Origin of the sequence: Mycobacterium neumannii (assembly GCF_048452905.1) — a bacterium.
In the GTDB taxonomy this organism is placed as follows: domain Bacteria; phylum Actinomycetota; class Actinomycetes; order Mycobacteriales; family Mycobacteriaceae; genus Mycobacterium; species Mycobacterium neumannii_B.
Genome location: NZ_JBCGVF010000001.1, coordinates 586,501 through 604,942 on the forward strand (window position 1 = coordinate 586,501; position 18,442 = coordinate 604,942).

12 protein-coding genes are annotated in these 18,442 nt (G+C 66.6%); 4 read left to right on the forward strand and 8 right to left on the reverse strand.

Going from position 1 to position 18,442, the window contains the following annotated elements; translation table 11 throughout:
* Positions 1–114 precede the first annotated feature (114 nt).
* The 4 genes from AAHH99_RS02870 (at position 115) to AAHH99_RS02885 (ending at position 4,416) form a co-directional block, all read left to right on the forward strand.
* A complete protein-coding gene (locus AAHH99_RS02870) occupies positions 115–1,260 on the forward strand; it encodes a transporter substrate-binding domain-containing protein (protein WP_418767307.1) in 1,146 nt (381 codons plus the stop codon).
* Positions 1,261–1,565: 305 nt separating this feature from the next.
* Complete coding sequence (folE, locus tag AAHH99_RS02875; protein WP_418767308.1) at positions 1,566–2,189, forward strand: GTP cyclohydrolase I FolE; 624 nt, start codon at positions 1,566–1,568, stop codon at positions 2,187–2,189.
* Positions 2,190–2,194: 5 nt separating this feature from the next.
* On the forward strand, positions 2,195–3,664 hold the full coding sequence (locus tag AAHH99_RS02880; protein ID WP_418767309.1) for a DHA2 family efflux MFS transporter permease subunit: 1,470 nt from the start codon (positions 2,195–2,197) through the stop codon (positions 3,662–3,664).
* Entirely contained in the window at positions 3,661–4,416 is a 756-nt protein-coding gene (locus tag AAHH99_RS02885) for a dihydrofolate reductase family protein (RefSeq protein ID WP_418767310.1), read from the forward strand. The genes AAHH99_RS02880 and AAHH99_RS02885 overlap by 4 nt, the downstream gene beginning before the upstream one ends.
* A 92-nt stretch (positions 4,417–4,508) precedes the next feature.
* On the opposite strand, the gene AAHH99_RS02890 is transcribed toward AAHH99_RS02885, so the two are convergent.
* From AAHH99_RS02890 to AAHH99_RS02925, 8 genes are all read right to left on the reverse strand, one after another.
* Positions 4,509–6,059 carry an acyl-CoA carboxylase subunit beta gene (locus AAHH99_RS02890; protein ID WP_094288866.1) on the reverse strand — a complete coding sequence of 517 codons (1,551 nt, stop codon included), beginning with the start codon at positions 6,057–6,059 and terminating at the stop codon, positions 4,509–4,511.
* A 20-nt stretch (positions 6,060–6,079) separates the two neighbouring features.
* Positions 6,080–11,548, reverse strand: a complete 5,469-nt coding sequence (gene pks13, locus AAHH99_RS02895) for a polyketide synthase Pks13 (RefSeq protein ID WP_418767582.1) — start codon at positions 11,546–11,548, stop codon at positions 6,080–6,082.
* Positions 11,549–11,598: 50 nt separating this feature from the next.
* Positions 11,599–13,488 (reverse strand): long-chain-fatty-acid--AMP ligase FadD32, encoded by a 1,890-nt coding sequence (fadD32, locus tag AAHH99_RS02900; protein ID WP_418767311.1) that lies wholly within the window; start codon positions 13,486–13,488, stop codon positions 11,599–11,601.
* Positions 13,489–13,667: 179 nt separating this feature from the next.
* On the reverse strand, positions 13,668–14,672 hold the full coding sequence (locus tag AAHH99_RS02905) for a cutinase family protein (RefSeq protein ID WP_418767312.1): 1,005 nt from the start codon (positions 14,670–14,672) through the stop codon (positions 13,668–13,670).
* 18 nt (positions 14,673–14,690) lie between these two features.
* Positions 14,691–15,146 (reverse strand): DUF732 domain-containing protein, encoded by a 456-nt coding sequence (locus tag AAHH99_RS02910; RefSeq protein WP_418767313.1) that lies wholly within the window; start codon positions 15,144–15,146, stop codon positions 14,691–14,693.
* A 58-nt stretch (positions 15,147–15,204) separates the two neighbouring features.
* A complete protein-coding gene (locus AAHH99_RS02915; protein WP_418767583.1) occupies positions 15,205–16,092 on the reverse strand; it encodes an alpha/beta hydrolase-fold protein in 888 nt (295 codons plus the stop codon).
* Between the two features lie 167 nt (positions 16,093–16,259).
* On the reverse strand, positions 16,260–17,309 hold the full coding sequence (locus tag AAHH99_RS02920; RefSeq protein ID WP_066846682.1) for an esterase family protein: 1,050 nt from the start codon (positions 17,307–17,309) through the stop codon (positions 16,260–16,262).
* 120 nt (positions 17,310–17,429) lie between these two features.
* Positions 17,430–18,428 (reverse strand): alpha/beta hydrolase, encoded by a 999-nt coding sequence (locus AAHH99_RS02925; protein WP_418767314.1) that lies wholly within the window; start codon positions 18,426–18,428, stop codon positions 17,430–17,432.
* Positions 18,429–18,442 lie beyond the last annotated feature (14 nt).

The window sequence follows — 18,442 nt, forward strand, 5'->3', positions numbered from 1 at the left end:
GCTACACCTGGATTTTCCGCGCGTTTGGAGCACGGGGACGCCGCCGCGGCCCATGTCCATGCGGCGGCTTGTATGGTTCACACACCGATCTAGTTGAAAGAGGTTGACCGTTCTATGAGTGCGCGGTGGCGGACGCTGACCGCGACCGCGTTGTGGGTGGTCCTGCTGGGTGCGCTGGCCGGCGCAGTTCCGCGGGCCTTGGCCGAGCCTGAGCCGGGCCCCGATCCCGGGCCGGTGAGTGTCGCGGTCCACTCCTTGGAGCCGTTCGTGATGCCGACTGGCGGCGGGGAGTTGACCGGTTTCAGCGTGGACCTGTGGGAGGAGGTTGCCAAGCGCCTGGACTGGTCTACGGAATACCTCGACAGCCGCGATGTGAGCGGTCAGCTGACCGACGTCGCCGAGGGGCGGGCAGAGGTAGCGATCGGCGGGATTTCGCTGACGGCCGAGCGCGAGCAGTCTTTCGACTTCTCTCACCCGACTCTCGATGGTGGCCTGCAGATCATCGTGCCGGTGAGCGACACCCGCCCAACGGTTCCCGGCCTGGGCGGGTATCTCGACCTACTGCTCTCACGGACGATGCTGATCTGGTTGAGCGCCGCGATCGTTGTAAGTGTGGTTCCCGCACATGTCTTCTGGCTCATTGAACGCGGTAGTCCTAAGCCGGTCGTTTCACGCGCCTACTTTCCCGGAATCCTCCAGTCGTTCGGGTGGGGCATCGGTTCACTGGTGGGCAAGAACAGCGCGTCGGCAACGAAAACGCTCACCAAGGCGCTGGCGATCCTATGGGGCTTCGCCGGCATCGTCTTCATCGCGTACTACTCGGCCAACCTCAGCGCGACGTTGACCGTAGCGAAACTGGACGCGAAGATCACCGGTCCGGCTGATCTGTATGACAAGCGGGTCGCCACCGTGGCGGGGACCACCGCCGCGTCCTTTCTACAGGGCATGGGCATCGACTCCACTGAAACGTCCACCATCGAGGACAGCTACCACCTACTGCGCGAAGACGGCTACGACGCAGTGGTTTTCGATGCCCCGGTGCTGCGCTACTACGTCGCGCACCGCGGTGAGGGCGTGGCGGTGATGGCCGGACCGGTGTTCCGCGAAGAGGACCAGGGATTCGTCACCAAGCTTGACAGTCCCCTGCGTAAACCCATCAACCAAACCCTTTTCCGCATTCGTGAAGACGGTACCTACAACCTCATCAAGGAGAAATGGTTCGGTGACGATGTCGCGACCACGGCCGGAGACCTGAACTGATCGGCGCACCCGCCCTAGGCTGATCGCCGGGAATTCGACCCGCCGATGTGCGGCGTAGCTCGACGCAGGGCGGCCCGCGGTGTTCGTCGACGATCTGACACTCTGCCCCATCCAGGTCCCTCGGCCGGACGACCCGTGCGGATGGGACGAGGACTTGGTGGCGGTGGCGACGTTTCCGCGATCTGAATTTCCTAAATCAACTGACGACGACGTTAGTGCTCTGCTAGTAATTGATATCGGCTGTCGAAAGGCTTTCGGCAGCAAACTACTTCGTGGCGCTTTTCGCATGTGGCGAGGAGGCATTCATGTTGCAGACTCCCGAAGCGCCATACACCGGTAACGGCCAACTCCGACAGCGGCGCGATTTCGATCAGGCGGGCGTCGAAGCCGCCATTTACGATCTGCTCGTCGCGATTGGTGAAGACCCTCACCGCGATGGTCTGCGCGACACTCCCGCGCGGGTCGCGCGGGCTTACCGGGAGACGTTTGCGGGCCTGTACAGCGATCCCGATGACGTGCTTACCACGATGTTCGACGAACACCACGGCGAGCTCGTTCTGATCAAGCAAATTCCGATGTACTCCACATGTGAACATCACCTGGTTTCATTCCACGGAGTGGCCCATGTCGGCTATCTTCCCGGCGAGGACGGCCGAGTCACCGGTCTGTCGAAAATAGCGCGTCTGGTCGATCTGTATGCCAGGCGCCCACAGGTGCAGGAACGACTGACCGGGCAAATAGCCGAAGCGGTTATGAACAAATTGCACCCTCGCGGCGTGATTGTCGTCATCGAGGCTGAACACTTGTGTATGGCAATGCGCGGTGTGCGCAAGCCGGGCGCTGTCACGACCACGTCCGCGGTGCGCGGGCAGTTTCAAACCGATCCGGCGTCGCGGGCCGAGGCGCTGCATCTCCTCTTACGGAGGTGAGCCCGGTGCCCACGCCGAACGCGCCGACCGGGAGGCCGTCGCTGCGTGCGGTGTGGGCGATGATGATCGGCTTCTTCCTGATCGTGGTCGACGCGACCATCGTCGCGGTCGCCAACCCCGTCATCAAGCAGGATTTCGATGTCTCCTACGAGGCCGTCATCTGGGTGACCAGCGCCTACCTGGTGGTGTTTGCCGCTTTTCAACTGGTGGGCGGTCGCCTCGGCGACCGGTTCGGCCCGAAGGACGTCTATCTGGCCGGCCTGGCCTTGTTCGCGCTGGCGTCTCTATGGTGCGGCGTGGCCGAATCGATCGGGATTCTGATCGGCGGGCGGGTGGCTCAGGGGATCGGCGCGGCGCTGATGACACCGCAGACACTGTCCGCGGTCACCCGCATCTTCCCGCCCCAGCAGCGTGGCGTTCCGATGAGTCTCTGGGGCGCAACGGCGGCGGTCGCCCTGCTGGTCGGTCCGGTGGCTGGCGGGCTGGTGGTGGACACGTTGGGTTGGCGGTGGATCTTCCTCGTCAACGTCCCGATCGGTGTGGTGGGACTCGTCCTGGCGGCGCGGCTGATCCCCACACTGCCCGCCCGACCGCACCGCCTCGACATGCTGGGGGTGCTGCTGTCGGGAGCCGGCATCTGCCTGATCGTGTTCGCACTGCAGGAGGGACGCAATCACGACTGGGGGCCGACGACGTGGGCCGCGATCGCCTGCGGTCTCGCCCTGATCGCGGGATTCGTGGTGTGGCAATCGGTTCAGCGGGCCGAGCCGCTGGTACCCCATGCACTGTTTCGGCACCGAGACTTCGGACTGTCCAACGCCGGCATCGCGCTGATCAGCTTCACCGTCGTCGGGTTCACTGTCTCGCTGATGTTCTACCTCCAGGAAGTGCGCGGGATGCCTGCGACGCATGCGGGTCTGGTCGTCGCACCGATGGCGGTCGCGACCGGTGTCCTCGCTCCGCTTGTCGGCAGGATGGTCGACCGCGTCGCGCCGCGAGCCATCGTGTGTCCCGGCTTCACGATGACGGCGATCGCGCTGATCTGGCTCTCGCTGGAGATGGGCGAATCCACACCGGTCTGGCGGTTGACCGTACCACTCACCTTCATCGGCATCGCGGGCGCGCTCACCTGGGAACCGTTGGCGGTCACGGCGTCTCGGACCCTGCCCGACGATCTGGCCGGTGCGGGCTCGGCCGTGTTCAACACGATCAGACAGGTCGGGGCGGCGCTCGGCAGCGCGAGTGTGGCCGCCTTGTTGGCCGTCATGATCGGCTCCGAGTCCGTCGAGGCTTCAAACCTCCGGCCGGGGTCGCCGAAACCGCAATTCGCCGACGCGATGTCGCAGTCGATGCTGTTGCCGGCAGCGGCCGCGGCGGTCGGTGCGATAGCGGCGTTCTTCTTCACCGGCCTGTCGCCTCGTCACGACCGTGTCTTGAGCCCCCGACCCGAGAGAAATGTGAGTACCGCCCCATGACCGCTGTTGCCGCAAGGCCGCCGTCAACGCTGCACGACGTGGAAGCGCTCACCGACGACGCGCTGCGCGACCTGCTCGCCTATCCCGAAACCCCGTCCACCCCAAGGCTTCGAGCGAATTTCATCGCGAGCATCGACGGCGCCGTGACGCTCGACGGTGCCGGCCGCAAGCTGGGGACGCCGACTGACCGGCGAGTCTTCACCCGATTGCGTGAAGTCGCCGACGTGATCCTGGTCGGCGCGACCACTGCGGCGTCCAAACCCTATGCCGATCTTCGTGTCGATGCGGAGGCGCAAGGTTGGCGGCTCTCGCACGGCTTGTCGCCCGTGTTGCGGTTGGTGGTCGTATCGAGTCGCGGCGTGATCCCGCCCCATCTGCTTTCGGCGGCGACGGGTCCGCCGATCGTGTTGGTCTCTGCGAGTGCCGCGAGTTCGGCGCGGCGTGCGCTCGAAGCGTCGGGCGCGGTGGTGTGCGAGATGGCCGACGGTCAGATCGCTTCTGCCGCAATACGCCAGGCACTCGGCGATCTAGGTCTGAACCGCGTACTGGTGGAGGGCGGTCCGACGTTGTTCTCCCACCTGGTCGCCGGCGACGAGATCGACGAGTTGTGTCTCACCACCAGCCCGATGATGGTCTCGGGTCCCGCCCGGCGGATCGCCGCCGCACCCGCGCATGTCGAGATCCGTATGCGGCGCAAAGATGTACTGCTCGGCGACGACGGCACCGTCATCGTCCGATGGGTTCGGCGCTGACTGCACGCTCGCGCCGCGACGACGGTGCGCAAAGCGTCGAGATTTCGCGGCGGGTCGTGTGCAGACACGCACGCTCGCGGAGGGGTCGGGTATTAGATGGGGGTTAGGCCGTGCTTGCGCTGTACGCGGGTGATCTGCTTGTCCCGCAGCAGGTTCAGCGACTTGCGCAGTAGCAGCCGGGTCTCGTGCGGCTGGATCACCGCGTCGATGAAGCCGCGCTCGGCGGCGATCCACGGCGTGGCCATGTTGAGGTTGTAACCCTCGATGAAGTCGGCGCGGATCTTCTGCACCTCCGGCGCCGTCGGATCCGGGAACCGCTTCACCAGTAGCTGGGCCGCGCCCTCGGCGCCGATCACCGCGATGCGCGCGGTCGGCCAAGCGAAGTTCAGGTCCGCCGACAGCTGCTTGGAACCCATCACCGCATACGCGCCGCCGTAGGACTTGCGGATGGTTATGGTCACCTTCGGCACGTCGGCCTCGACGACCGCGTTGAGGAAGCGGCCGCCGCGCTTGATGATGCCGCCCTTCTCCTGCTGCACACCCGGCATGAAGCCGGGCGTATCGACGACGAAAACCAAAGGCAGGTTGTAGGAGTCGCAGAACCGGATGAACCGCGCGGCCTTGTCGGAGGCCTCGTTGTCGATCGACCCGGACAAGTGCATCGGCTGGTTGGCGACCACCCCGACCGGGCGGCCGTCGACCCGCGCGAACGCGGTGATGATCGCCGGACCCTGCTGCTCGGCCACATCGAAGACGTCACCGTCGTCGAAGATCCGCAGCAGAATCTCGTGCATGTCGTAGGCCATGTTGTCGCTGTCCGGCACGATCGAGTCGAGCTCGTAGTCGTGCGGCGTGAGCTCGGGCTCCAGGCCCGGGTTGACGATCGGCGGGTCGTCGAACGTGTTGGCGGGCAGGAACTCCAGGTAGTCGCGGACGTACTGGAACGCCGCGGCCTCGCTCTCCACGACCTGGTGGATGTTGCCGTAGCGGGCCTGGGCATCGGCACCGCCGAGTTCGTCGAGCGAGACGTCTTCGCCGGTGACGTCCTTGATGACGTCGGGTCCAGTGACGAACATGTAGCCCTGATCCCGAACGGCCACCACCAGATCGGTCTGGATCGGCGAGTACACCGCTCCCCCAGCGCATTTGCCGAGGATGATCGAGATCTCGGGAACCAGCCCGCGGAGCAGCTCGTGGCGGCGACCCAGCTCGGCGTACCAGGCCAGCGACGTCACCGCGTCCTGGATCCGCGCGCCCGCCGAGTCGTTGATACCGATGATCGGGCAGCCGACCATCGCCACCCACTCCATCAGCTTGGCCACCTTGCGACCGAAGATCTCACCGACCGAGCCCTGGAACACCGTCTGGTCGTGGCTGAACACGCCGACCGGCCTGCCGTTGATCCTGGCGTGACCCGTCACCACGCCGTCGCCGAACAACGCGTTCGGATCGCCGGGGGTCTTCGCCAACGCGCCGATCTCCAGGAAGCTGCCCGGATCGACCAAGGCGTGGATCCGCGCGCGGGCACTCGGAATGCCCTTTCTCTCCCGCTTGGCGACCGCCTTCTCCCCACCGGGCTCCTTGGCTTGTTCCAGCTTCTCGCGGAGTTCGGCGAGCAGTTCTGCGGTGGTCCTGGTGCGGATGGGCGGGAGAGATTCCGTCGTCACTTGCCCTGCGTCTCCTGATCGGTGTTGTCGGCCTCGATCTGGCTGATCGACTCGCTCATGTGAGCCCCGACCTTCGCAATGTACGGCTCGTCGATCGCCTGGATGTGCTCGCCCCCGATCGGGACGACCTCCAGATCAGAGACGAACTCACCCCAGCCGCCGTCGGGCTTGCGGGTGGCGTAGCGCGGTTCGAAGTAGATCGCGTCGTCGTGGTAGCGGTCGGCCATGTACAGCGTGACTTTCCCGTCGTACGGCTTGATCTCGGCGGTGTCGATGGCGCGCTGATCCAGATACGAGGTGCGCTGGTGCTCGATGATGCCGCCGGGGATCTGCACCCCGCTCTGGCTCACCACGTCGAGGACGTAGCGCACCTGGCCCTCGTCGTCGAGCGCCTCGAGTTCCTCGTAGGGGATCTCGGGAATCTCGACGTTGAACGTGCGCTCAGCGAAGCGTGCGTAGCGATCCCAGCGGGCGCGGGTCTCCTCCTTCGTCTGGGGGATCTCCTCACTCGGACGTACCGCGTCGATCAGACCGACGAACCGCACGTCGGCGCCCGCCTGCTTGAGTCCGATCGCGCACGCGTAGGCGAGCACACCGCCCAGCGACCAACCGGCCAGGATGAACGGACGACCCTGCTTGTCTCCCGTCCAACCGTTGAGCTCCAACAGTTTCGGCACGTACTCGCGGGCGCGCTCCTCGATGGAGCCCTCGACGCGCTCGATGCCGTACATCGGCGTGTCCGCGGGCAACCGCTTGAGCAGCGGCTCGTAGACCACCGTCGAACCGCCTGCGGCGTGGAAGACGAACACCGGGATCCGGTCCGAGTCTTGTGACGGCGCGCGCAGAGTCCGCACGAAGCCGTCGACCTTTCCGCCCTCGAGGTAGTCGCGGACGGTGGTGGACAGCTCCTCGATGGTCTTCGCGGAGCGGACGTCGTCGGCGGTGATGGTTCCCTCGTCGACCCGCTCGGTCAGCCGCTCGGCGATCTTGGTCGCTGTCGCGTCATCGACATCGGGCAGGTCGTTGAAGATGCCGCCCGGCGACTTACCGGTGACGATCGCCCACGTCGCGAACGTGACGCGTTCCGCGGCGTCACGTGGCGGTACGTCGGAGCCGAGCGCCTCGGTGACCGCCTCCTGGGTCAGCACCTTGCTGGCCGCCGCGACCGTCGACTTCGACGGGCCGCCCGACGCCGCTTGGGGCTGGGGGCCGCTCGGGTCGGTCGGCGGCGGCGGGATGTCCGGGCCGCTCGGGTCGGTCGGCGGCGGCGGGATGTCGGATTCCGTCGCCGTGCCCGCGCTGGTCACTTCCGAGGCGACGCCGGTCTTCTCGGCCAACACCTGCTCGAGTTCGGCGACGGTGGTCGCACCGCCCATCAACTCGGCCTGTTCGGCCGCGATCTCCTCGGCGGTCTTGGTCTTCTGATGCTCGGCGAGTTGGTCGACCTCGTCGCGGTGCTCTATCGCGTACTGGATCAGCTTCTCGACCGCATACAGGTTGGCGTCGCGCACCGCGGTCAGCTGGATCGGCGGCAGGTCGAAGTCGTACTCGACGCGGTTCTTGATCCGCACGGCCATCAGCGAGTCCAAGCCGAGCTCGATCAGCGGCACCTCCCACGGCAGGTCCTCGGGTTCGTAACCCATCGCCCCGCCGACGATCGCGCCGAGGCGGTCGCGGATCGACTCACCGGAGTCCGGTGACCACTTCGCGAAGCCGGCGGCAAGGCCCGCACCCGCAGTCAGGTTGTCCTGCAGGATCTCCGGAGCATCTTCCTCGGGCTCGTCCGCGGGTGCCGCCGAAACCTGGTCAGCCACAGCCGCTCCCGTCGCCACCGCGACGGGCAGCGCTGCGGCGGCGCCGGTGCGGCTCACCACGGCGTCGTACACCAGGGTGAACGACTCGTCGATGCGCGCGTGCACCTGCACGCTGGCCCCTCCGGGATGGCGGGTCAGTGTCGTCACCAGCCGCGCTCCCTCGCCGGGCACCGCACGCTGTTCGGAGGCGACCAGCTTGGCATCGGGGATGACCTGTGCGGCAGCGGCTTTGACCAACCCGGCCAGATCCGGCTCGCCCTTGGGGGCGTACTCCCAGACGTGCCTGCCGTCCGGGGTGGCGACGTGGTTGCCAGGCATCATCACCGAGCTGTCGCCGGTGAACCGCGCGTCGAGCCAGTGCGGTTTGCGCTTGAAGCGGGTCGGCGGGATATTCGCGAAATCCAGCGCGCCGGCCAAACCCTTGGACCGCCGGGGGAACAACGTGCGGAGGTCCAGATCGTGGCCGTGTACGAACAGCTGAGCCATCGCCACGGTCATCGAGTCGACCTCGTCCTGCTTGCGCGCCAGCGTCGCGATCAGCTGGGCGTCGTGCAGACCGGCCGCCGCCGTCGTCAGGCCGACCTGCATGAGCGCCACCGGGTTCGGCGCCAACTCCAGGAAGGTCGTATGGCCGTTGTCGACGGCGTTGCGAATGCCGTGCGTGAAGTAGACGCTGTGACGCAGCCCCTTCTTCCAGTAGTCGACATCGTGGATGGTCTCACCGGGCCGCAGGTAACGACCCTCGTGCACCGTCGAGAAGTAACCGATCTTGATCGGATGCGGTTCGATGCCGACGAGTTCGGCGGCCAACTCGCCCAGCAGCGGGTCCATCTGGGAGGTGTGGCTGGCGCCCTTCGTCTGCATCTTGCGGGCGAACTTGCCCTCTTGCTCGCAGCGCTCGATGATCGCGTCGACCTGGTCGGGCGGCCCGCCGATGACAGTCTGCGTCGGCGCGGCGTAGACACACACCTCGAGATCCTTGAAATCGGCGAACACAGTGTCGATCTCGTCGGCCGAGTACTCGACCAGCGCCATCAACCGGATCCATTCGCCGAACAGCATGGCCTCGCCCTCGCCCATGAGGTGAGCACGCGAACAGATGGCCCGAGTGGCGTCCTCCAGAGACAGGCCGCCCGCGAAGTACGCGGCGGCGGCCTCGCCGAGCGACTGGCCCACCACCGCAGCGGGTTTGGCGCCGTGGTGCTTGAGCAGCTCACCGAGCGCGATCTGCAGGGCGAAGATCACCGTCTGGACGACTTCGATGGGGTACTCGCAGGTCTCATTGGTGTAGTCGACCGCGTCATCGAGGATCAGCTCGAGGATCGAATAGCCCCGTTCATCCTGGATGAGGGCGTCGACCTTGTTGATCCACTCTGCGAACACCTCGTTGCGCAGATACAGGTTCTTGCCCATCTTGCGGTGTTGGGCACCGAAGCCCGCGAGCACCCACACGGGCCCGTTCGTCACCGGGCCGTCGGCGCTGAACACGCTCGGATGCTGCTTGCCCTCGGCCACCGCGCGCAGGCCCTTGATGGCCTCGTCGTGATCGTGGGCCAGCACCACCGCGCGCGAACGCCCGTGGTTGCGCCGCGACAGCGCGCGGCCGATCGACTCGAGCGACGACGCGCGCCCCTCGGGGCTGTCGATCCAGTCGGCGAGCTCGGCGGCCGTGGCCTTCTTCCGTGACGTCAGGAAACCCGAAACCGCCAGCGGCACAACTGGAGCCGCCTGTTCTTCGGCCTCCATCTCCTCGCGTGCGACCTCGAGCAGGCGCTTGGCCTCGTCGGTCAGGCCGGGCAGTTCGGGCTCGTCCTGCAGCGCGTACGCGGGGCGGTCCAGGGCGTCGTCGTCATCGTCGTCATCGAGGCCTGATTCTCTTCGCGCAAGCGGCTCATCGACGAATTCGCCGTACTCGTCCATCCGCACCCCGCCGATGTAGACGGCGTTCGCGTCGGACGACTTGTCCTGCTCGGCTTCGGGTTCGGGCTCCGGTTCAGGTTCGACGAGGTCCGATGGCAGCACCTCGCGCAGCACGAGGTGGGCGTTGGCGCCGCCGAAACCGAAGCCCGAGACGCCGGTGATCGCATAGCCGCTGTAGCGCGGCCAGTCGGTGACGGTGTCGGCGACCTTGAGGTGCACACCGTCGAAGTCGATGTAGGGGTTGGGGCCGGTGTAGTTGATCGACGGCGGGATTTTGTCGTTGCGCAGGGCCAGCGTCATCTTCGCCAGGCTCGCCGCGCCCGCTGCCGACTCCAGGTGTCCCACATTGGATTTGATCGCGCCCAGCAGCGCGGGCTTGTCGGCCGCCCGACCCCTTCCGACGACTCGGCCGAGTGCGTCGGCCTCGATCGGGTCACCGAGGATGGTGCCGGTGCCGTGCGCCTCGATGTAGTCGACGAGGCGCGGGTTGATGCCGGCGTCCTTGTACGCCTTGCGCAGCACCTCGGCCTGTGCGTCCGGGTTCGGCGCGAGCAGACCGTTGGACCGGCCGTCATGGTTGACCGCGCTGCCCGCGATCACGGCCAGGATTTCGTCACCGTCGCGGCGGGCATCCGAAACCCGCTTGAGCACAAGCATTCCGCCGCCCTCTGAACGGGCGTAACCGTCGGCGTCCTGCGAGAACGACTTGATGCGGCCGTCCGGCGCGAGCACCCCGCCGACCTCGTCGAAACCGACCGTCACCAGCGGGGTGATCAACGCGTTGACCCCACCCACGACGGCGACGTCGGCCTCGCCCGAGCGCAGCGCCTGCACTCCCTGGTGCGCGGCGACCAGCGAACTCGAGCAGGCGGTGTCGACGGCCACCGACGGGCCGCGGAAGTCGTAGAAGTACGAAACCCGGTTGGCGATGATCGAACTCGCCGTGCCGGTGATCGCGTACGGGTGCGCGATCGACGGATCCGACATCGCCAGGAAGCTGTAGTCGTTCAACGAACTGCCGATGTAGACACCGACGTTGCCGCCGCGCAGGCTCGATGCGGGGATGCGGGCGTTTTCCAGTGCCTCCCAGGTCAATTCGAGCGCCATCCGCTGCTGCGGGTCGATGTTGTCGGCCTCCATCTTCGACAGCGCGAAGAACTCGGCGTCAAACCCCTTGATGTCGGTGAGGTAGCCGCCGCGGGTGCGGGCCTTGGCCACGCGCTCGGCGATGCGGGGCTCGCCGAGGAACTCCTCCCAGCGACCCTCCGGCAGATCGGTGATCGCGTCGCGGCCCTCCATCAGCGCCTGCCACGTCTGGTCGGGGGTGTTCATGTCCCCGGGGAAGCGGGTGGCCAGGCCGACGATCGCGATGTCCTCGACGTCGCGCGTGCGCGTCCAGTCCTCGTCGTCATCGCCGGCGTCCTCGGGCTCCGGCTCGCCCTCGACGATCACCGTGGCCAGCGATTCGATGGTGGGGTGGCGGAACGCCACGGTGGCGGTCAACGTGACGCCGGTCAGGTCCTCGATGTCGCTGGCCATCGCGACGGCGTCGCGCGAGGACAACCCGAGTTCGACCATCGGCGCGCTCTCGCTGATCGAGTCGGGTGATTGCCCGGTGGCGTTGCCGATCCAGTTGCGCAGCCACTCGCGCATCTCGTTGACCGTCATGTCGGTCCTGGGGGCGGCCAGCGGCTTTTCGGGGGCCAGTTGGATGTCGTCGCCGGACGGCATCTCGGGTTGCTGCGAATCGTCTTGTGTATCAGCCATATTCGGGGAAGGTCTCAGTCTGTCTCGTCGGGGAACGCGTTGGCGATCTTCCCGCTGCGCAGACTGCCGTCCAGGTAGGCCGAGCGGCACGCGCGACGGCCGATCTTGCCGCTCGAGGTGCGTGGGATCGCGCCGGCGGGGGTCAGCAGCACATCGCGCACGGTGACGCCGTGGCGCACGGCGATAGCCGCGCGGATGTCGTCGGCGATGGGACCCATGTCGAGCTTGTGGGCGCCCGGAGCGCGCTCACCGACGATGACCAGCTGTTCGGAGGTGTCGTCGGGATCCCGCTTGAGGCCGGCGTGGGCGTTCTCGAACACCTCGTCGGGCAACTGGTTGGCGGGCACCGAGAACGCCGCGACGAACCCGGTGCGCAGTGCCTTGGTGGCCTCCTGCGCGGAGTACTCCAGGTCCTGCGGATAGTGGTTGCGCCCGTCGATGATCACCAGATCCTTGACGCGGCCGGTGATGTAGAGCTCGCCGTCGTAATAGGCGCCGAGGTCGCCGGTGCGCACCCAGGTCGCGTCGTCGGTGTTCCCTTCGGCGTGTGACGGGTTGGTCCGCGACTTGAGGATGTTCTGGAACGTCGCGATCGTCTCCTCGGGCTTGCCCCAGTACCCGGTGCCCATGTTCTGGCCGCTGATCCAGACCTCGCCGATCTGCCCGTCGGGCAGCTCGGTGGCGGTGTCGTTGTCGACGATGACCGCCCACTCGGCGATGCCGATCTTGCCGGCGCCGGCCTGCGGAACGGCCTTGGGCGAATCCTCGGACACCGGAACGAAGCGGCCGACGTTGAGCTCGTCACGGTCCACCGGGGTGATCGTCGGTTCAGCGTCCATCGGCGTCGTCGACACGAACAGCGTGGCCTCGGCCAGGCCGTAGGAGGGCTTGATCGCCTTGGGCTGGAAGCCGAACGGGCCGAAGGCCTCGTTGAACCGCCGCACGGTTGCCGCCGAGATCGGCTCGCTGCCGTTGAGGATGCACTTGACGTTGGACAGGTCCAGCGGCGGTTCGCCGTCCTTAGGCACACCACGGGCGGCGGCGTGGTCGAACGCGAAGTTCGGGGCCACCGAGATGGTCCCGCCGGTGTCGCCTTCCTTACGGGCCATTTCGCGGATCCAACGGCCAGGGCGGCGCACGAACGCGGCCGGGGTCATGAACGTGATGTAGTGGCCGAGCATCGGCGAGAGCAGCACGGTGATCAGGCCCATGTCGTGGAAGAACGGCAGCCAGGACACGCCCCGGTCGCCTTCCTGCCCGTCGAGTGCCTCGATCACCTGCACCACGTTGGTGGCGAGGTTCAGGTGGGTGATCTGCACCCCGGTCGGGATCCGCGTGGAGCCCGAGGTGTACTGCAGGTAGGCGATGGTGTGCTCGTCGACTGGGACCTGCTCCCAGGTGGCGCCGACCTCGTTGGGCACCGCGTCGACGGCGATGACGCGCGGACGCTGGTTGGCGGGCCGGGTGCGGAAGAACTTGCGCACACCCTCGGCCGCATCGGTGGTGGTCAGGATCGCCGACGGATGGCAGTCGTCGAGCACGGCGTGCAGGCGGCCGACGTGGCCGGGTTCGTTCGGGTCGAACAGCGGCACCGCGATGCGGCCCGAGTACAGGGTGCCGAAGAACGCGACGAGGTAGTCGAGGTTCTGCGGGCACAGAATCGCGACGCGGTCACCGGGCTGGGTGACCTGTTGCAGACGCGCACCGACCGCGCGGTTGCGGGCGCCGAAGTCGGCCCAGTGCAGATCGCGGGCGACTCCGTCGCGCTCGGTGGAGAAGTCCAGGAAGCGGTAGGCGAGCTTGTCTCCACGCACCTTCGCCCATCGTTCGACGTGTTTGACCAGGCTCCCGTTGTCGGGAAACTTGATCAGTCCGTCCTTGATGAACGGGTTATGGAACCCCATCGCACTCTCCTGTCAGCGGCACACGCTTCTCGATGCCGATTGCACATGATTTCGGGGCCGCCCTGCGAGCCCCGTACCCAGAAAAGAAGCGTACCGGTCGGCTATTCGCTTACTGCTCTTAGTTTTTTCTTAATGTTAGGTGACGCGGTGTCGCCGACCAAATCAGGTGTGGTCACAGGTCAGCCATGTTTCGGCTGCGGAGCGTTATCGATGATTTCCTGTGCCCACCGCTGCGTCCACTGGGTGGCCGACAGCCCGTCGAGACTCCAGAACTGCGTGGTGGCGTACATCGCGTGAATCGGTTGTCCCGCACCGCCGAGCAGGATGTCGATGGTCTTGGGCAGGTTCATGATGTTGAACGCTTCCGGCGGCGCCGAGCAGATCAGGTCACCGGGAGCGCAGATCTCGTTGACGCGGTCGTTGAGTGCGCCGAACCCGCCGGGCCGCGGACCCGTCATGGCCAGGCCCATCCCGTCGAGCATGGGCACGTCGCGCAACGTGATCTCCGCACCCTGACCCGGCGGGTTGGGTCCGACGTCCAGGCCGACGCCGGTTTGCCGTCGCCCGTCGGCGATCAACGTCACACCCAGCACCAGATCCTCGTCGACGGGGCCGCGCCCGTTGCCGATATCGCTTGCGATGTCACCGGCGATGACGGCGCCCTGGGAGAAGCCGGCGATCACGTAACTGGTCAGCGGGCAGCGCTCGTTCATCTCCGTCATGGCCTTGACCGTCGCGTGGAAGCCCTCGGCGCGGCTGTCGTTGTAGGTCATTTGGCCGTCCTGCGAGAACGGATTGTGGAACTGCGCCGTGTACGGGACGGTGAACACTTCGAGCCGGTCGTTTCCGAACTGACCGCGGATCGGGTTGGTGACGTTGAGCAGCAGCGCGATCGGGAACTGAGTCGGGTTGAACGGGTCGAGTACCGGGGAGGACTCCCACGTGCCCGGAACCGAGATCATCTGCACGTCGGGGCAGCTCGCGTCCTGGAACTCCGGCCGCGGCTTCTTGGTCGGGCTGATCCCGGTAGGAGGCACGGCGGTCGGCGGAACGCCGGTCGGGCCCTCGGGCTTCCGCAGGATCACGACGACGATGATGATGAGCAGAACCACCACCAGCGCCATCGCGCCGGCCGCGACGAGCGCGAGGATACGGTGGCGTTTCCGCCGGTTGGTAGTGGCCATGTGTCGGTTGGGCTCCTGCTAGCAGAGTCGTTCGGTTGCGATGCGAATGTAATCGGCGGTTGCCGCGTCGACGTTGACGGTCGGCGCCCTACCGGAGATATGGTCCATCGCATCGCCGCGCACCAGCGGATAGATCGAATCCCAGACCTTCTGGTCGTCGTGCCTGGCGGCACGGGCCTGGCATACGTACGACCCGACACGCAGCGCCAGCAGCTCGCTGGACGGCTTGACCCCGGCCGCGGTGAGCGCGTCGAGATAGCCACGCTGGCGATCGGTCAGCACGAGCGTGTTGGAGTGCCCGGTCGCCGATGGCGGGGTCGCTGTCTCGCTGGGCCGGCTGGGCGCAGGCGCGGCCTCCGACGTCGGCAAACCCATGGCCGCCATGACGTCGGGTCCCGAACACCCGGTCAGCAGCGCCGTCGCCGAAGCGATCAGCAGCGACCCTGCCGCAGTCGTCCGTACCGAGCGTTGCACTCCTCCAAGGTACCGGCTGCCGACATGCGGACCCGGTGCGAAAAGAGCGGGTCGTCGGCTAAGCGATCGTCGTCGCCAATTCGCCGCTCATGGCCGCGAGCTGACCACTCCAGGAACCCCAGTCGTGGCTCCCGCTCGGCGGGAAGTCGAAGTGTCCGTTCTTTCCGCCCACGGAACGATAGTGCTGGTAGAACTCGCGATTGGTGCCCGCGGCGATGTCGCAATAGCCGATCATCGCTGGCGGATCGGTGCACCCGCCGACCGGACCGCTCCACACCCACAACCGGGTGTTGTTGTCGGCCAGCAACTGGACATGGACGTTGGGCGAATGCCACTTCCACCGGCCCAGCTGTGGCAGTCCCCACATGTTGCGGGTCTCCACACCGCCGAATTGCGCGAGCCCGGCGGTGATGGCGCCGTCGACGCCGGTGCGCTCGGGGGTCAGGAAGCCCGACAGCGAGCCGGCGAATCGGTAGCGGTCCGGATGGAAGGTGGCCATCGCCATCGCGCCGTAGCCGCCCTGCGCAGCGCCGACGATGCCGTGCCCCGACGGTGCCAGGCCCTTGTTGGCGGCCAGCCAGTTCGGCAGCTCGTCGGCGAGGAACGTCTCCCACTGCTTGCTGCCGTCGAGCTCCCAGTTGGTGTACATGCTCCACGCGCCGCCCGCGGGCGCGGCCACCGAGATGCCCTTACCCGCCAGAGTGTTCATCGCGTTGCCCGCGGTGACCCAGTTGCTGACGTCGGGTGCGGCGTTGAACGCGTCGAGCAGGACGACCGCATGCGGGCCACCGCCCTGGAAGGCAACCGGGATGTCGCGCCCCATCGCCGCCGACGGCACCATCAGCATCTCGACTTGCGCCTCGGCCTTCGGCGCGACGGCCGTACCCGCGGTCCACAGACCGGCGGCCAGCGCCACGGTCAAGATCGCCCGGAAGATCCCCTGCATCGGCTCGCCCACCTCACATTGGTCTGCTGTCCCCGCGCGAGGTAGTCAATCACACACCGGCGCGGACGTGGTCGGAAAAGGCGGCCGCGCACGCGAGGAGCAAGAAAGCCGACGGCGGCGACCCCGAAGGATCGCCGCCGCCAACTATGAACCTATTGCCGTACCAGTCAGTTACCGGCGTCCGTGGTCGTGACCGAGGCCTCGGTCGCGATCGGGGTCGACGGCTGCGGCGTGGCGCCGAGCACGCGCTGGATGTCCGGCTTCATCTGCTGGAGCTGCTGGCCCCAGTACGGCCAGTCGTGCGTGCCGCCCTGCGGGAAGTTGAACACGCCGTTCTTACCGCCCGCGGCCAGGTACTGCTCCTGGAACGTCTCGTTGGTGCGCAGCGTGAAGCTCTCCAGGAACTTCGCGTTGAAGTTGTCACCGGCAACACGGCCGTTGATCTCGGCCGGCTTGCCGTTACCGCAGAACACCCAGACGCGGGTGCCGTTGGCGACCAGCTTGTCGATGTTGACCATCGGATCGTTGCGCTTCCACGCGGGATCGCTCGACGGGCCCCACATGTCCTCGGACTCGTAGCCGCCGGCGTCACCCATCGACAGCCCGACCAGCATCGGCCACCAGCCCTCGGACAGGTTCAGGAACCCGGACAGCGAGGCGGCGTACTGGAACTGCTGCGGGTAGTAGATCGCCAGCGTCATCGCGGCCGATCCGGCCATGGACAGCCCGACTGCGGCATTGCGGTTCGGGTTCACGCCCTTGTTGGCCGCGAGGTATGCGGGCAGTTCCTGGGTCAGGAACGTCTCCCACTTGTAGGTCGAGCAGCCTGCCTTGCCGCAGGCTGGCTTGTACCAGTCGCTGTAGAAGCTGGACTGGCCACCCACCGGCATGATCACCGCGAGGCCGGAGTCCAGATACCACTCGAACGCCGCGGTTTCGATGTCCCAGCCGTTGAAGTCATCGCGGGCACGAAGACCGTCGAGCAGATACACGCCCGGCGCGTTCGGCCCGCCGTTCTGGAACTGAACCTTTATGTCACGGCCCATCCCTGCGGACGGAACCATGAGGTACTCGACCGGCAGACCCGGACGAGAGAAGGCCTCCGCGGTGGCCGAGCCTCCGATGGCGCTCACCAAGCCCGGCAGCACGGCGGCCGCTAGGGCGGCTCCCGCCAGCCGGCGGACCCAGGCACCCCGGATCTTGCCAACGAACTTCATGCGTCATCTATCCCATCTGTTGTATGCCGCACGCGGAACCGCCCCTCAGGCAAGCCGCGTAACCCGTGCAGTCAACCACACGTCGGCGTGATCTACCCATTCGAGAGATGTCCACCCTGGTCACGCCGCTCCACCACGGAGTGTTGTGACCAGGTCGGGTTTCAGGGTTTGCAGCTGCGCACCCCAGTCCGGCCACGCGTGATTTCCCCGGGGAGGGAATTCGAACGTAGCGTTGTTTCCTCCGGCCGTCAGGTAGGCCGTCTGGAAGTCTTTGTTGCTCTTCAGAGCCATCGATTCCAGGCTGCGGGCGTCGAAGGCCTGGTTCGGGTCGGTGTCGGCTTCCCACGACGCGGATCCGCTTGGGGCACAGTGAATCCACAGGCGAGTGTTGTTGGCCGCCAACCTGGCCGCCTGGTGGACCGGGTCGTGACGCTTCCATGCCCCGTCCCACGGCGCGCCCCACATGTTGTCGACGCTGTAACCGCCGGCGTCGAGCATGGCCACCCGGATCGCCTGCTGCATCGAAGGCGCCGACGTGTTCAGGGGCCCCGAAAGCGACGCAGCATAAGCGAACTGATGCGGGTGATGGGCCGACAGGATCAGCGCCGCGCTGCCCGACATCGACACTCCAACGACAGCATTGCCGGTGGTGGAGACGTCTTTGTTGGCGGCCAGCCAGGCGGGCAGCTCGTCGGTCAGGAAGGTTTCCCATTTGTAGGTGTAGGGCTGGCTGTTGAAACTCGAAGGCGTGTACCAGTCGGCGTAGAAGCTGGCCTCCCCGCCCACCGGCATCACGGTGGCCACCCCGGACTCGAAAAACCACTCGAATGCGGCGGTTTCGATGTCCCAGCCGTTGTAGTCGTCGCGGGCCCGCATGCCGTCCAGGAGATACACCGCCTTCTGGTCTCCCGATTCCGTTCCGGCAGGCTGGAATTGGACGCGCACGATGCGGCTCATCGCCGGGGAATAAACGTCGAGGTACTCGACGGGAAGTCCCTCGCGGGAAAACGCGCCCGCCGGCGGCGCCGCACCGACCGCGGCGGCCGCACTCGGCAGCGCCACGGCCGCGGCTGTCGCCGCCAGTACGCGGCGAAGCCAAGTTCGCACAGGTCGGTCCATCCGTTCGCATCTCG